Here is a 14,067-nt window from a genome sequence, read left to right as displayed (position 1 = left end):
GCGCCGGTCATTCTGCGGCGTTTGATGGCGGTGCGGTGCTGAGCGCCCGCCACGCGTCATATTGCGACAGGAACACCTGCCCGTTCAGGTGGTCGATGAAATGCGTGGTTTTCAGCCGGTCCATCACCGGACCCTTCACCTCCGACAGGTGCAGGCCGATCCGCATGTCGCGCAGCCGCTCGTTGACCGCCTCGAGGCTCTCCAGCGCGGAAAAGTCGATCTCGTTCACCGCCGAGCACATCAGGATCACATGGCGCACCGCGCAGCCGTCCGTCACGCGGTCCTGGATCAGGTCCTCCAGGAACCGGGCGTTGACGAAATAGAGGCTCTCGTCGATGCGCAGCGACAGGATCGCCGGATCGGTCGCGACGTCGTGGCGGTCGATATTGCGGAAGTGATGGCTGCCGGGGACGAGCCCGACCTCGGCGACATGCGGTTTCGACGTCTTGATGAGATGCAGCGCGATGGACAGGATCACGCCGGAGCCGACACCGATCTCCACGCCGAGCGCGAGGGTCAGCAGGATCGTCGCGGCGACGGCCGCGAAGTCCGCGCGTGAATAATCCCAGGTGCGGCGCAGGATCGACAGATCGACGAGGCTAAGGACCGCCACGACAATGGTCGCGGCGAGCGTCGCGTTCGGCAGGTAGTAGACCAGCGGCGTCAGCGCGACGGCGGCGAAGGCCAGCCCGATCGCGGTGAAGGCGCCGGCGGCGGGCGTCTCGGCGCCCGCATCGAAGTTCACCACCGACCGGGCGAAGCCGCCGGTGACCGGGTAGCCGCCGGTGAAGGCCGCGCCGAGGTTGGCGGCGCCGAGGCCGATGAGCTCCTGGTCGGGGTCGATGCGCTGCCGTTTCTTCGCGGCGAGCGTCTGCGCCACCGAGATCGATTCGACGAAGCCGATGATCGAGATCAGTATCGCCGGGATCGCCAATTGCCGTATCAGGTCCGGCGCGAAGCCGGGCAGGGTCAGGGGCGGCAGCGCCTGCGGCACCTCGCCGACAATGTCGACGCCGCGCTCCGCGAGGCCGAAGGCCCAGACCGCCAGCGTGGTGACGACCACTGCCGCGACCGGTCCCGCCTTCGTCGCCACGTCGGCCAGCAGCGGCCCGGCCCCCATGCGGCGCAGCAGCGGCTTGAGCCCGCGGCGCACCCAGAACAGGAAGGCGGTCGCGGCGCCGCCGATGATAACAGTGATCGGGTTGATCTGTCCGATATGGGCAAGCAGGCTGCCGACCATCTCGATCAGCGTGTGGCCATGCGCCTCTACCCCGAGGATGTGTTTGAGCTGGCTCGTGGCGATCAGGATGCCCGAGGCGGTGATGAACCCGGCGATGACCGGGTGACTGAGGAAATTGGCCAGAAACCCCAGGCGGAAAACGCCGAGCAGCAGCAGGAACGCGCCCGACAGGCCCGCCAGCGTCAGCGCCGCGACCGCGTAGCCGGCGGTGCCCTGTTCGGCCACCTGTCCCACGGCCGAGGCGGTCAGCAGCGAAACCACTGCCACCGGGCCGACCGCCAGCGCCCGCGACGTGCCGAACACCGCGTAAAGCAGGATCGGTGCGATCGAGGCGTAGATCCCGGCCTCTGGAGGCAGACCGGCGAGCAGCGCATAGGCCAGCGATTGCGGAATCAGCATGATCGTGACGATCACAGCCGCGATCAGGTCGTTGCTCAGCGCGCCGCGGTCGTAGCGCCGGCCCCAGTCGAGGACCGGCAGGTAGCGGGCGGGGGAAAGGCGCATCTCGGGTCTGTCCCTCTGTCTTGCTTGGGTCGGGCCGTGGCGGGGCAGGCAGCGCGTCTACCCGTCGGCGAACTCGGGTGCTCGTCGCAGGGGGATCGCGCCGGGTCTTTCCACGGTGTCCCGCCGCGGCCTTCATAACGTGTTCCCGCGCCACTGTCCCGCCGGGCTCAGACGAAGAGGAAGTCGTCGGCGGTCAAGTCGGCGGCGTTGACGCCGGACACCCGGATGGCATGGTCTCGAACCACGATCTCCGCGCCGGACGGCCCGTCGGTGATCTCGAACGCCGCCATGTAGTCCTCCGGGCCGCTGCCTATGTCGCGCGGGCGCTGGCCCTCTTCGAGCAAGGCGCCGAGCCGGACGCGGATCAGGTCGGTGCCGTCCTCGAAGTCGCCCAGCACGTCGATCTCGCCGGCGCGGAAATCGTTGAAGACGAAAACGTCCGCTCCGCCCGACCCGTACAGCACGTCGTTGCCCGAGCCGCCGTTCAGCGTGTCGTCGCCGGCACCGCCGACAAGCTCGTCGAGGCCGCCGCCACCGGCGAGGAAGTCGTCGCCGTCGTCGCCATGCACGGTGTCGTGGCCAAGCCCGCCACCGATGGAATCGTCGCCCCCGCCGCCGAACACGCTGTCGCGCCCGTTGCCGCCGCCGAGGCTGTCTGCGCCGTCGCCGCCCGCCACGAGGTCGTCGCCGAAGCCCGCGCCGATCGTGTCGCCGCCGTCGCCGCCGTCGATCGTGTCCCGGCCGGCGCCCGCGCTCATCACGTCGTCGCCGGTCCCGCCGCGCAGGTCGTCGTCGCCGCGTCCGCCGCCCAGCGTGTCGTTGCCGGTGCCGCCGTTCAGCGTGTCGTCGCCGAAGCCGCCACCGAGGTTGTCGCGGCCCGCGCCGCCATCGACGAGGTCGTTGCCGTCCGCGCCGGCGAGGACGTCGTCGCCGGCGCCGCCGAAGAGGCTGTCGTCGCCATTCTCGCCGGTCAGAACGTCGTCGCCCGCTCCGCCCGAGATCTCGTCGTTGCCGTCCCCGGCGCGGGTCGTGTCATCGCCGCCCCCGGCCAGGATCACGTCGTCCGCCGCCGTGCCGTCGAGACGCTCGGATGCGGCTGTGCCGACCAGCGCATCGGCCGGGCCTTCCGCCACGGCGATCGCGTAGGGCGTAAAAAAGGCGGCACCGGCCCCGCCCTGTGACAGATCCGAGAACGACAGGTAATAGGTTCCGCTTTCCGGCACGGTCACCGCGCCCGTGGTGATGACACCGTCGCGCAGGAATCCGGTGCGCAGGAACTCGCCCGCCGCGGTGCGCAGGGAAAATTCCGTGAAGGTCGGTGCGCCGGAGACCGGATCGTCGTAGCTAGCCTCGGCGGTGTAGACCCGCCCCGCGTCCAGTGAAACGGCAAAGACGTCCACGTCGCCGAGATGGTCGATCTGCCCGCTCGTCGCGGGGCCGCCGACATAGGCCGGGGCGGCGCCGGCCGGCGTCTCGCCCTCGGCGTCGGGTTCGAGCGTGGCAAGCGTCAGGGCGTAGGGCGCCGGCGGCTCGTCGTCGCTCGCCAGGAGGTACGTCGATACCGCGACATAGTACGTCCCGTCCTCACGCACTGCGAACGGCGCCGAACCGAAGCCGCCGTCATCGAGCGTGTAGACCAGCTTTCCCTCCGCGTCGAAGACGGACTTCAACTCGCCGCTTCCGTTGAAGCCGGTGAGCTCGACGGAATAGCGCTGACCGGCGGTCAGCGTCGCCCGAAACCAGTCGCTGTCGACGCCCCCCGGCGCAAAGCTCGACGTGACGGGCGTGTCGGGTTCGAGCGTGGCGGTGGTGGTGATGTCTTCGGAAAGGTCGGCGTCGGTGTGGGTGTCCGACGGGTCGACGGCGAGGGGCGTCTCGTGTGCGGTCAATGTCTCGTCTCCGATCTGGTGCGTGCGCTGCGCGGATTCTGCTCAATAGCTTCGGTCATCGAAATGGCGCCGGGGCGTCGGGCGTGGGCGCGCCAGACGAGTGTGGCGGGATCGGGCGGTGGCGTCCAGAGTGCGGGCTGTCGGGCGCTCAGCGCTCCCACAGACGGCGGCAGAGCGCGTCGACGGCGGCATGCACCAGCAGCGTCAGCACCGCTAGCACGATCAGCGCGGCGAACATCAGGTCGATCTTGGCACGCCCGTTCGCCAGCAGCATCAGGTAGCCGAGCCCGCGTGACGCGCCGACCCATTCGCCGATGATCGCCCCGATGGGTGCGTAGACCGCAGCGAGCCGGAGGCCCGAGGCGAAGCCGGGCAGGGCGGCCGGCACCCGGATGCGCCAGAGGATCCGCGAAGGCGCCGCGTTCATCACCCGCGCCAGTTCCAGCCATCCCGGCGGCGTGCGCATCAGCGCGTCGAAGAACGCCGAGGTCACGGGGAAGTAGATGATCAGCAGCGCCATCGCCACCTTGGACCACAGCCCGTAGCCCAGCCACAGCGTCAGGATCGGCGCCAGCGCGAAGACCGGGACCGCCTGGCTGAACACCAGCATCGGCCGCAGGACCGAGCGGGCGAGCGGCGAGGCGGCGAGCAGGATCGCCGAGCCGAAGCCGAGCACCGCCCCGAGGCCGAGACCCAACAGCACCTCCGTCGCGGTGACGACGGCGTGTTCCGCGATCAGCGCACGGCTGGTCCAGAGCGTGCCGAAGACCAGCCCCGGTCCGGGCAGTATGAAGCGCGGCAGGCCGGTCAGCGTCACCAGCGCCTGCCAGGCCGCGAAGGCCAGAAGCGCGATCCCCGCAATGCGCAGCGCCCGGGTCATACCGCCTCCATCAAGAGGCGCATGAGCTTGCCCTGATAGGCGAGCGTGTCGCCCGCGTCGAACGGGCGGGGCGGGCGTGTGTCCGGGGGCGGCACGTCGGCGAGCCCGTCGCGGCTCATCACCAGAACGCGGGTGCCGAGCCGCGCGGCCTCGCCCGCGTCGTGGGTGACGTGCAGCACCGTGCGTCCGGCGAGAACCTCTGCCGACAGGTCCTGCATCCGTGCCCGTGCGCGGGCGTCGAGGGCCGAGAACGGCTCGTCCAGCAGCACCACCGGCCGGTCCTCCATCAGCGTGCGCGCGAGCGCCACGCGCTGCCGCTGCCCGCCCGAAAGCGCGTGCGGGCGCTTGCCGGCGTGATCGGCAAGGCCCACTCGCACCAGCACGTCGCGCGCCCTGTCGCGCTGCGGCGCCTCGCCGCGCAGCCGCGCGCCGAGCGCGACATTCTCGGTCGCATCGAGCCACGGCAGCAGCAGATCGCTCTGGGCCATCAGCGCCACCCGGCCCTGGAGCGGCGCGCCGTCCCCGGCCGCGAGGTCCCCGTCGAAGACGACCTCCTCGCCGAGCCCGGCAAGCAGGCGCAGAAGCGTCGACTTGCCCACACCTGAGGGGCCCAGAAGGCAGGTCCATTCGCCCGCCGGCGCCTCCAGCGTCAGCGGGCCGAAGATCGGCGTGCCGCCGATCGTCGCCCGCCCCGACAGGTGCAGCGCCGGCGCGTCGATCATGCGGGCAGGCCCATGCCCCAGAAATCGACCTCAAGCCGCGTCGCCATTTCGAACCGCGCGCAAAGACGCGGCCAGCGCGGGCTCTCCTGCGGGTCGGGGCCAAGGCGCCGCGCCACCGCGCCGTCGATCAGCGCGCCGACCTCGTGGCAGGTGCGCTGGTAGTCCTCGCCCGCATAGGTGGCGATCCAGTCTGCATAGGGGGTGTCCCCGGCCTCTTTCGCCAGCCGCGCGCCGATTTCGCCGTAGCCCAGCACGCAGGGCGCGAGCGCCGCAAGCAGGTCGAGGAAATCGCCCGAATGCCCGGCGTCCAGCACGTAGCGCGTATAGGCGATGTTCTGCGGTGCTTCGGTGGCGGAAAACAGCGCCGCCTCGTCGATTCCCTCGGCCGCGCAGGTCTCCACATGGAGGCGCATCTCCTCGATCAGAAGCGCGTGCACCGTGGCCGCACAGGCGCGCATCTCCTCCAGCGTCTCGGCCTTGGTCACGGCGAGCGCCCAGGCGCGCGAGAAGTGCACCAGAAAGACGTAGTCCTGCACGAGGTAGCGCAGGAACCCCGCACGCGGGAGCGTGCCATCCGCCATACCCTCCACGAAGGGATGGCGGGTGTAGTCGCCCCAGACGTCGCCGCACGCGGCGCGCCAGAGCGGGAAGGTCGCACCGTAACTCATTGCGATTGCGCCCCAAGGTCGACGGCAAGATCTGCGACGGGGCGGGTGCCCTCGATCAGCCCGGCCTCTGCGAGGAACGCCTCGAACCGCGCGTAGCGGCCTTCGTCCAGCGCCTCGGGCCGGAGCGCGAAGCGCGGGATCGTATCGGCCCAGGCCTTTTCGTTCAGTTCGTCCTGAAGCTCAGTCGAGGTGCCCGAGAACAGCTCCCAGCTCTCTTGCGGATGGTTCACGATGTACTGCGTCGCCCGTTCCGTCGCCGACAGGAAGCGGCGGATCATGCCGGTGTCCATCGTCTCGGGGTTGGCGACGTAGATCAGTTCGTCATAAGGCGGCACGCCTTCCTCTTCGGGGTAGAAACACCGGCCGGCGACGCCCTCGATCTCCATCTGGTTGAGCTCGAAATTGCGGTACGCGCCGATCACCGCGTCGACCTGGCCCGACATGATCGAGGGCGACAGCGACCAGTTCACGCTCACCATCTCCACGTCGTCGAGCGTCAGGTCCGCCTGGCCCAGCATTGTCGACAAGAGCGCGTCTTCGACCCCCGCGACGGAAAAGCCGATCTTCGCACCCGCAAGGTCCGCGATCTCGTCCACCGGGCCGTCCTCGAGCACCAGAAGGCAGTTGAGCGGCGTTGCGACCAGCGTGCCGACGCGGGTCAGCGGCATGCCCTCGGCGATCTGGAGGTGCAGTTGCGGCTGGTAGGAGACCGCCAGATCGGCGCGCCCGGCGGCGGCCATCTTGGGCGGATCGGCGGGATCGGCGGGCGGCACGATCTCCACCGACAGCCCTTCGTCGGCGAAGTAGCCCAGTTCCTCCGCGATGATGATCGGCCCGTGGTCGGGGTTCACGAACCAGTCGAGCACGATGGTCATCTCGTCCTGTGCGGCGGCCGGCGTTGCGGTCAGCAGCGCGAGCGCGGTCAATCTGGCTTTCATGCGGTCTCTCCTGTTGGGTCGCCGAGGGCGACGAGGCAAATCTCTCCGTCCCAGACGGAGGCGAGCCGTTCGGCCGCGGTCCAGGAGCGTTGTCCCGACCGGCAGCAGAGCACGGCGCGCTGGCCGGGGGCCGGAATCGGGCCGCCGGGGCCGAAGGCGGTCGCGGGCATGCGGTGCGCCTCGGGGCGTACGAGCGGGGCCTCGTCCTCGGCACGCAGGTCGACGACGAAATCGGCGGGCGCGATGGCGGCGGGGGCGAGGAAGCGTGGCCGGTGCGCGGGCTCCGGCGCGCCGTCGAAGCGGAAGCCGCCGAAGCGGAAGCCGCGCGCGTCGACGGTGACGAGCTGGCCGAGCGGCGAGGGGGAGATGCCCGCGAGCACCGCCATCGCCATCTGTGCCTGAAGCGCGCCGACGATGCCGACGACGGGGCCGAGCACGCCGTCCTCCGCGCAGGAGCCGAGCCGCTGCGGCAGATCCGGGAACACGGCCCGAAGGCTCGGGGCGCCGGCGCAGAAGCCGCCGGCATAGCCGTCGATCCCGATCACCGAGGCGCTGATCAGCGGCAGGTCCGCCGCGGCGCAGGTGTCCGAGAGGATGTAGCTCGCCGCGAAACTGTCGGCGCAGTCGAGGACAAGATCGACGCCCTCGCACAGCGCCTCGGCGCTGCCGGGATCGAGCGTGCCGACCACAGGGTCGACCTTGCATTCGGGGTTGAGCGCCGTGACCGCGTCCGCTGCGGCTTCCGCCTTGGGGCGGCCGATATCGGTCTCGCGAAACAGGGTCTGGCGGTGCAGGTTCGACGCGTCCACCACGTCGGGATCGACCAGCCGGATGTGCCCCAGCCCCGCGCCGCCGAGGTATTGCAGCACCGGCGCGGCGAGCCCTCCGGCGCCGACGACCAGCACCCGTGCCGCGCGAAGCCGGGCATGGCCGTCCGCGCCCAGCTCCGGTACGGCGATCTGGCGGACGTAGCGGGTCATCGCGTCGCCTCGATCCAGTCGCGGACGCGGCCCTCAGGCTCGTCGTTCAGCGTGATGTCCGTGACGACCGACACGATGTCGGCCCCTGCCGCGAAGGCGCCGGCCGCCCGGTCCACCCGCATGCCGCCGATGGCGACCAGCGGGATATCCCCGATCAGCCGCTTCCATTCGGTGACGCGGTCGAGGCCCTGCTCGTGCCACTTCATCTTCTTCAGGATCGTCGGGTAGACCGGTCCAAGCGCCACGTAATCGGGCGAAAGCGCCAGCGCGCGATCAAGCTCGGCATGATCGTGCGTGCTGATCCCGAGCTTGAGGCCCGCCCGCCGGATCGCGTCGATGTCGGCGGTGTCGAGATCTTCCTGCCCGAGATGCACCCAGTCGCAGCTTTCGTCGATGGCGATCTGCCAGTGATCGTTGACCACCAGCGCCGCGCCGTGGCTGCGGGCCAGCGCCTGCGCCTTCGCGATGATCGGCCGGAGATCGGCCTCGGGCCGGTCCTTCACGCGCAGCTGCACGAATTTCACGCCCAACGGCAGCGTGCGCTCCAGCCAGTGCACGCTGTCGAAGATGGGATAGAACCGGTCCAGTTTCATTCCAGGAACGCCTTTCCGATGACGGGGGTGGAGGGCGCCGCCATGTCGCGCGGCTCCATCGGGTCGGCCTCGAAGGCGAGCCGGCCGGCCTCCACCGCGCGGGCGAAGCCGTCGGCCATCGCGGCGGGATCGCCGGCCTTTGCCACGGCGGTGTTCAACAGGACGGCGTCGTAGCCCATCTCCATCGCCATCGCTGCCTGGCTGGGCAGGCCGAGGCCCGCATCGACCACCATCGGCACGTCGGGGAACTGCGCGCGCAGCGTGCGCAGACCGTAGATGTTGGTCAGCCCCAGCCCGGTGCCGATCGGCGCGCCCCAGGGCATCAGCACCTCGCAGCCCGCCCCCAGCAGCCGGTCCGCCAGCACCACGTCCTCCGTCGTGTAGGGAAAGACGTTGAAGCCCTCGTCGGTCAGGATGCGCGCGGCCTCCACCAGCCCGAACGGGTCGGGCTGGAGGGTGTCGGCATGGCCGATCACCTCCAGCTTGACCCAGGTCGTATCGAAGAGCTCTCGCGCCATCTGCGCCGTGGTCACCGCCTCGCGCACCGAATGGCAGCCGGCGGTGTTGGGCAGGACGGTGACGCCCAGCTCGCGCACGAGATCCCAGAACGCGCCGCCGGCGCGCTCGCCGCCCGCCTCGCGGCGGACGGACACGGTGGCGATCCCCGCGCCGGAGCGATGGAACGCCTCGGCCAGCACCGCCGGGGAGGGGTATTGCGCTGTTCCCAGCATCAGGCGCGACGCGATGTCGGTTCCGTAAAGCCGCATCTCAGCCCCCCTGCCGCGGCGCGACGATTTCCAGCCGGTCGCCCGGCGACAGCGCGACATCGCGGGCCATCGCGGGAACGAAGGCTTCGTTGACAGCCGTGGCGACCTTGGCGTCGCCATAGCCAAGTTCGGTGAGCGCGGCGGACAGGGTCTCCGCCGTCACCTCGGTTTCGGTGCCGTTAACCGTGATCTTCATGGGTAAACTCCGGTTTGGACCCGTCCAACGCCATCTCCGCCGCCATCCGCGCCAGCGCGGGCGCCAGAAGAAAGCCGTGGCGGAAAAGGCCGTTGACGTGGATCGTGTCGCCCCGCCGCACGAGCCGGGGCAGGTTGTCGGGAAAGGCGGGGCGGGCATCGACGCCGATCTCGATCAGCTCCGCCTCGCCGAAGGCGGGGTGCAGCGCGTAGGCGGCGGAGAGGAGTTCGAGGGCGGAGCGCACGCTGCGCCGCCGGTCGTCGCTTTCGATCTGGGTCGCGCCGAGCATGAAGCGGCCGCCGTCCCGCGGGACGATGTAGAGCGGGTAGCGCGGGTGCAGCAGGCGTACCGGACGCGACAGGCGGATCTCGTCACTGTGCAGGACGGCCATCTCGCCTTTCACGCCGCGCAGGTCCGGCAGGGCGTCGCGCGCCGCCAGACCCCGGCAATCAAAGGTGAGGCCCTCGGCCTCGCCCGTCTCTGCAACGAAGCGCACGCCATCCCGCTCCAGCCGGTCGCGTAGATGAACGAGCGCGGCGCGCGGGTCGATGTGCGCCTCTCCCGTCATGTACAGGGCGCGGTCGAAGCGGCCGGCAAGATCGGGTTCCAGGTCTGCCAGCGCCGCGCTGTCGAGCCGCGTGTGTCCCTCGGTGCGCCGGGCGAAGCGATCGATCTCCCGCCGGTCGCGGCCAAGGGCGAGGACGAGCGTGCCATCGCTTTTTACATGGACGCCCTGGGCCGCCCACCAGCCGGCAGCCTCTTGGCCAAGCCGGACGACCGGCTCTTCCGCCGTCTCGCCTTCACAGAACGGCGCTAGCATGCCCCCGGCCCACCACGAACACTGATGCCGGCCGGGCTGGTCTTCGGGATCGAAGACAGTCACCTCGCACCCCCGGGCGATAAGCTCGGTCGCCGCACAGAGCCCGGCGACCCCGGCGCCAATGACGGTCGCGTGCGTCACGTCCACGCCTCGTGGAAGTGATGGACCGGTCCATGACCGCCGCCGATTCCCAATCCGTCAGCAGCCCGGATCGCGCCGTGCAGCCAGGATTGCGCCCGCCGGACCGCTTGCTCCAGCCCGGCGCCCTTCGCAAGCTCCGCGGCGATGGCCGAGGACAGGGTGCACCCCGTGCCGTGGGTGTTGCTGGTGCCGATGCGGGGCTGATCCATCGCGGTGCATCCGCCGGCCGTGACCAGCCGGTCGGTGCAGGTCGGCCCCTCCGCGTGGCCGCCCTTCATCACAACGGCTTGCGTGCCGAGCGCCAGCAAAGCGTGGCCCTGTGCCTCGACCTCGCTCGCGTCGCGTGCGGGGGCCGTGCCGATGAGGCGCGCGGCCTCGGGCAGGTTGGGCGTCAGCACGTCGGCGCGGGGCAGAAGGCGTTCGATCAACGCGGCCTCGGCCTCCTGCGCCAGCAGCGCATCGCCCGATTTCGCCACCATGACCGGATCGAGCACGACCGGCCCGTCGTAGCCCGCCAGTGCCTCGGCCACGGCGGCCACGATCTCTGCGGAGGCGAGCATGCCGATCTTGATGGCTTGCGGGGGAATGTCGTCCAGCACGGCGGCGATCTGTGCCGACACCGTGGCCGGAGAGATGGCCTCCACGGCAAAGACGCCGCGGGTGTTCTGCGCGGTGATCGCGGTGATCGCGCTGGTGCCGAAGACGCCGAGCGCGGAGAATGTCTTCAGGTCCGCCTGGATGCCCGCGCCGCCGCCGCTGTCGGAGCCTGCGATTGTAAGTGCGCTCGCGTGTCTCATCGTCACCCCCAACCGACGGGGGAGACGGAGGACATGTCACGCCGGGATCGCAGCCGGCAGATCAAGTTCCGTTCCCTACGCCGGTATTGTCCGGATCAGGTTCGATGGGTTGGCTGTCGCCTCTCAGCCCCGAGCGGGGCACCCCAACGGATTTGAGCGCTGGATAACAGCCAAATGGTGGCACGGCAACAGTCCACGCGGCCCGGAGCGCGTCGGGATATGGCAGGGCCAGGGCGCCCCAGCGGTCGAGGGGTGGCAGCCGACGGGGCGTCTCGTGCGCCAATGGAACTGTCAGGTCTGCGCGGCCTCACCGCCCGTCAGCGCGCGGGTGGCGCGCGCGATCACCAGTTCCTCGTTGGTCGGCACGACCATGACCTGCACCGGCGCCCCGGCCGTCGAGATGACACGGGCATGGGCGCGGTTGGCGGCGTTGTCGAGGACGACGCCCATCCATTCCAGCGGCGCGCAGACCGCCTCGCGGATGGGTGCGGAGTTCTCGCCGATGCCGCCGCAGAAGACCATCGCGTCGACCCCGCCGAGCGCGGCGGCCATGGCGCCGAGCTCTCGGCGGATGCGGAAGGTGAAGTAATCGATGGCCTCGCGCGCCTCGGGCGCCGCCGAGGCTTCGAGCGTGCGCATGTCGTTGCTCAGCCCGCCCGACAGGCCCAGAAGACCCGATTGCGTATAGAGAAGATCCGAGATCGCGGCGGCGTCCATGCCTTCCTCGGTCATCAGGTACAGGACCACGCCGGGATCGAGTTGCCCGCACCTGGTGCCCATGGGCAGCCCGTCGAGCGCCGAGAACCCCATCGTGGAGGCGACGGAACGCCCGCCCCGGATGCCGCACATCGAGGCGCCGTTGCCGAGGTGGGCGATTATGACCCGACCTCTGGCCAGCGCCGGGTCGGTCCGGGCCAGCTCGCCGGTGATGTACTCGTAGCTCAGCCCGTGGAAGCCGTAGCGCCGCACGCCTCGGTCGTAAAAGCGGCGGGGCAGGGCGAAGGTGTCGTTCACGAAGGGGTGCGTGCGGTGGAAGGCGGTGTCGAAGCAGGCCACCTGTGGCGTGCCCGGAAAGGCCGCCTCTGCCGCACGGATGCCGGCGAGGTTGTGGGGCTGGTGCAGCGGCGCGAATTGCGACAGCCGGTCGAGAACGTCGAGCAGGCCCTCGGTAACCGGCACGGGCGCCTCGTGGGCGATCCCGCCATGCACGACGCGATGTCCGATCGCGGCGATGCGGTCCTCGGGTCGCGCGCGGGCCAGGGTCTCCAGCACCCGGTCGAGCGCGTCGCGATGCGTCGCAACCGGACCCGCGCCCACCGGCAGCGCCGCGCCGTCCGCATCGGTCAGGGTCAGCGTGCCGTCCGGGCCGATCCGGTCTGCGTGACCGCGGGCGAGCTGCCGCTCGCCGCACTCGGCATAAAGCGCGACCTTGAGCGAGGAGGAGCCCGCGTTCAGCGTGAGGATCGCGCCGCTCATGCCGGCGCCCCCGTGCGGGCGGCGTGGTGCAGCACCGCGACGGCGCAGGAGGCGAGCCGCGACATCGGGCTGTCGGAGCGGGAGTTGAGGATCACCGGTACGCGCGCGCCGAGCACCAGACCCGCGCCCTCGGCGTGGGAAATGAAGGCCAGCTGCTTGGCCAGCATGTTGCCGGCGTCGAGCGACGGCACCACGAGGATATTGGCCCGGCCCGCGACACCGCCCTTGAGGCCCTTGGTCGTCGCCGCGCCCGGGTCCACGGCGTTGTCCATCGCCAGAGGGCCGTCCACCTCGCCGCCAGTGATCTGGCCGCGGTCGGCCATCTTCGACAGCGCCGCCGCGTCCAGCGAGGACTGGATCGCCGGATTGACCGTCTCCACCGCCGACAGGATGCCGACGCGCGGCTCGATCCCCAGCGAGTGCGACAGGTCGATGGCGTTCTGCACGATGTCGGCCTTGGTCAAAAGGTCGGGCGTGATGTTGATCGCCGCGTCGGTCACCATGACCGGATGCGGCAGGCCCGGCACGTCCATCACGAAGACATGCGTGAAGCGGCGGCCCACCCGAAGGCCGGTCTGCTTGTCCAGCATCGGCACCAGCAGATCGTCGGTGTGCAGGTGCCCCTTCATTACCGCCGCGGCGCGGCCCTCGTGCACCAGCCGGCAGGCCATCGCCGCGGCGAGCTTGTCGCCCCCCGGCACGTCGATCAGCTCGATCCCCGAAAGGTCGGCGCCCATGCCTTCGGCGGCGGCGCGGATGCCCGGCTCCCGACCGACGAGGATCGGTTCGATCAACCCTTCCCGGGCCGCCAGCAGGGCGCCGCCGAGAGAGTTGGGATCGTCCGGCGCCACCACCGCGGTCGGCAGCGCGGGGAGGGGGCGCACACGCTCCAGAAGCGCGTCGAAGTGGCGGTGGCGCTGGACGACGAGGCCGGGGATCTCCAGGTCGCCGCCGTCGAAGGGCCGGTCAGGGGCCAGCACCTCGGCGGTGCCGGTCACGATGGGCGCGTCGTCCGAACTGCGCCGCACCCTGGTCGACAGGCGCACGGCGCCACCGGGCAGCTTCTCCTCGACCGTGACGGTGCAGATGAGCTCGTCCCCCGCATGCGCGCGGTCATGAAACTCCAGGCTTTGCGTACGGTAGAGCGTGCCGGGCCCGGGCAGCAGGTTGCCCAGAACGGCCGAGATCATCGAGGCGACGAACATGCCGGGGGCGACCTGCTCGGGCCGGCCGTCGCCGTCGGTCTCGGGCAGGTGCATCGGGTTGTAGTTCCCCGACGCCGCCGCGAAGATATAGAGATCGTCCTGCGTCACCAGTTTCTTGAGCTCGGCCGTCTCGCCGGGGCGCAGGTCGTCGTAGATCCGGTTGACCAGTTTCATGCGGTGGCATCCGTGTCGGTCGCGGAAAGGGCGTGCGGGGCGGCAGAGGCAGGCGCCGGCGTCGCCCCGAAACCGGT

Annotated in this window: 14 protein-coding genes and 1 riboswitch; all 14 genes read right to left on the bottom strand. The window is 70.5% G+C overall.

Annotation, left to right across the window (positions count from 1 at the left end; translation table 11 throughout):
- Nucleotides 1–7 precede the first annotated feature (7 nt).
- On the bottom strand, nt 8–1,744 hold the full coding sequence (locus F3H57_RS10090) for a SulP family inorganic anion transporter (RefSeq protein ID WP_149755775.1): 1,737 nt from the start codon (nt 1,742–1,744) through the stop codon (nt 8–10).
- A gap of 167 nt (nt 1,745–1,911) precedes the next feature.
- Entirely contained in the window at nt 1,912–3,633 is a 1,722-nt protein-coding gene (locus F3H57_RS10085) for a pre-peptidase C-terminal domain-containing protein (RefSeq protein WP_149755774.1), read from the bottom strand.
- Nucleotides 3,634–3,781: 148 nt separating this feature from the next.
- Entirely contained in the window at nt 3,782–4,513 is a 732-nt protein-coding gene (locus F3H57_RS10080; protein ID WP_149755773.1) for an ABC transporter permease, read from the bottom strand.
- Nucleotides 4,510–5,235 carry an ABC transporter ATP-binding protein gene (locus F3H57_RS10075; protein WP_149755772.1) on the bottom strand — a complete coding sequence of 242 codons (726 nt, stop codon included), beginning with the start codon at nt 5,233–5,235 and terminating at the stop codon, nt 4,510–4,512. Before F3H57_RS10075 ends, F3H57_RS10080 begins: the two co-directional genes overlap by 4 nt.
- Nucleotides 5,232–5,903: a TenA family protein gene (locus F3H57_RS10070; RefSeq protein ID WP_149755771.1), complete on the bottom strand. Its 672-nt coding sequence runs from the start codon at nt 5,901–5,903 to the stop codon at nt 5,232–5,234. Before F3H57_RS10070 ends, F3H57_RS10075 begins: the two co-directional genes overlap by 4 nt.
- Nucleotides 5,900–6,841, bottom strand: a complete 942-nt coding sequence (locus F3H57_RS10065; protein WP_149755770.1) for an ABC transporter substrate-binding protein — start codon at nt 6,839–6,841, stop codon at nt 5,900–5,902. Before F3H57_RS10065 ends, F3H57_RS10070 begins: the two co-directional genes overlap by 4 nt.
- The gene (locus F3H57_RS10060; protein WP_149755769.1) at nt 6,838–7,821 is read right to left on the bottom strand and encodes a HesA/MoeB/ThiF family protein; all 984 of its coding nucleotides are present in this window, start codon (nt 7,819–7,821) and stop codon (nt 6,838–6,840) included. Before F3H57_RS10060 ends, F3H57_RS10065 begins: the two co-directional genes overlap by 4 nt.
- Nucleotides 7,818–8,414, bottom strand: a complete 597-nt coding sequence (locus F3H57_RS10055; protein ID WP_149755768.1) for a thiamine phosphate synthase — start codon at nt 8,412–8,414, stop codon at nt 7,818–7,820. Before F3H57_RS10055 ends, F3H57_RS10060 begins: the two co-directional genes overlap by 4 nt.
- The gene (locus F3H57_RS10050; RefSeq protein WP_149755767.1) at nt 8,411–9,181 is read right to left on the bottom strand and encodes a thiazole synthase; all 771 of its coding nucleotides are present in this window, start codon (nt 9,179–9,181) and stop codon (nt 8,411–8,413) included. Before F3H57_RS10050 ends, F3H57_RS10055 begins: the two co-directional genes overlap by 4 nt.
- A gap of 1 nt (nt 9,182) precedes the next feature.
- Nucleotides 9,183–9,377, bottom strand: a complete 195-nt coding sequence (gene thiS / locus F3H57_RS10045) for a sulfur carrier protein ThiS (protein WP_149755766.1) — start codon at nt 9,375–9,377, stop codon at nt 9,183–9,185.
- Nucleotides 9,361–10,338: an FAD-dependent oxidoreductase gene (locus F3H57_RS10040; RefSeq protein ID WP_149755765.1), complete on the bottom strand. Its 978-nt coding sequence runs from the start codon at nt 10,336–10,338 to the stop codon at nt 9,361–9,363. The genes thiS and F3H57_RS10040 overlap by 17 nt, the downstream gene beginning before the upstream one ends.
- The gene (gene thiD, locus F3H57_RS10035) at nt 10,335–11,135 is read right to left on the bottom strand and encodes a bifunctional hydroxymethylpyrimidine kinase/phosphomethylpyrimidine kinase (protein WP_149755764.1); all 801 of its coding nucleotides are present in this window, start codon (nt 11,133–11,135) and stop codon (nt 10,335–10,337) included. Before thiD ends, F3H57_RS10040 begins: the two co-directional genes overlap by 4 nt.
- Nucleotides 11,136–11,190: 55 nt before the next feature.
- Nucleotides 11,191–11,291, bottom strand: a riboswitch (TPP riboswitch).
- A 135-nt stretch (nt 11,292–11,426) separates the two neighbouring features.
- Entirely contained in the window at nt 11,427–12,611 is a 1,185-nt protein-coding gene (locus F3H57_RS10030) for an acetate/propionate family kinase (RefSeq protein ID WP_149755763.1), read from the bottom strand.
- Nucleotides 12,608–13,990, bottom strand: coding sequence for a bifunctional enoyl-CoA hydratase/phosphate acetyltransferase (locus F3H57_RS10025; RefSeq protein ID WP_149755762.1), 1,383 nt, complete (start codon nt 13,988–13,990; stop codon nt 12,608–12,610). Before F3H57_RS10025 ends, F3H57_RS10030 begins: the two co-directional genes overlap by 4 nt.
- Between the last annotated feature and the right edge of the window lie 77 nt (nt 13,991–14,067).

It is taken from the genome of Roseivivax sediminis, assembly GCF_900112685.1.
Classification (GTDB): domain Bacteria; phylum Pseudomonadota; class Alphaproteobacteria; order Rhodobacterales; family Rhodobacteraceae; genus Roseivivax; species Roseivivax sediminis.
This window is presented reverse-complemented; position numbering and strand designations above follow the sequence as displayed.

Bases quoted from the DNA above. Each gene is read 5' to 3' on its own strand.
- F3H57_RS10080 (WP_149755773.1), bottom strand. From the start codon at position 4,513: ATGACCCGGGCGCTGCGCATTGCGGGGATCGCGCTTCTGGCCTTCGCG.
- F3H57_RS10055 (WP_149755768.1), bottom strand. From the start codon at position 8,414: ATGAAACTGGACCGGTTCTATCCCATCTTCGACAGCGTGCACTGGCTG.
- F3H57_RS10090 (WP_149755775.1), bottom strand. From the start codon at position 1,744: ATGCGCCTTTCCCCCGCCCGCTACCTGCCGGTCCTCGACTGGGGCCGG.
- F3H57_RS10030 (WP_149755763.1), bottom strand. From the start codon at position 12,611: ATGAGCGGCGCGATCCTCACGCTGAACGCGGGCTCCTCCTCGCTCAAG.
- F3H57_RS10060 (WP_149755769.1), bottom strand. From the start codon at position 7,821: ATGACCCGCTACGTCCGCCAGATCGCCGTACCGGAGCTGGGCGCGGAC.
- F3H57_RS10025 (WP_149755762.1), bottom strand. From the start codon at position 13,990: ATGAAACTGGTCAACCGGATCTACGACGACCTGCGCCCCGGCGAGACG.
- F3H57_RS10065 (WP_149755770.1), bottom strand. From the start codon at position 6,841: ATGAAAGCCAGATTGACCGCGCTCGCGCTGCTGACCGCAACGCCGGCC.
- F3H57_RS10070 (WP_149755771.1), bottom strand. From the start codon at position 5,903: ATGAGTTACGGTGCGACCTTCCCGCTCTGGCGCGCCGCGTGCGGCGAC.
- F3H57_RS10050 (WP_149755767.1), bottom strand. From the start codon at position 9,181: ATGCGGCTTTACGGAACCGACATCGCGTCGCGCCTGATGCTGGGAACA.
- thiD (WP_149755764.1), bottom strand. From the start codon at position 11,135: ATGAGACACGCGAGCGCACTTACAATCGCAGGCTCCGACAGCGGCGGC.
- F3H57_RS10075 (WP_149755772.1), bottom strand. From the start codon at position 5,235: ATGATCGACGCGCCGGCGCTGCACCTGTCGGGGCGGGCGACGATCGGC.
- thiS (WP_149755766.1), bottom strand. From the start codon at position 9,377: ATGAAGATCACGGTTAACGGCACCGAAACCGAGGTGACGGCGGAGACC.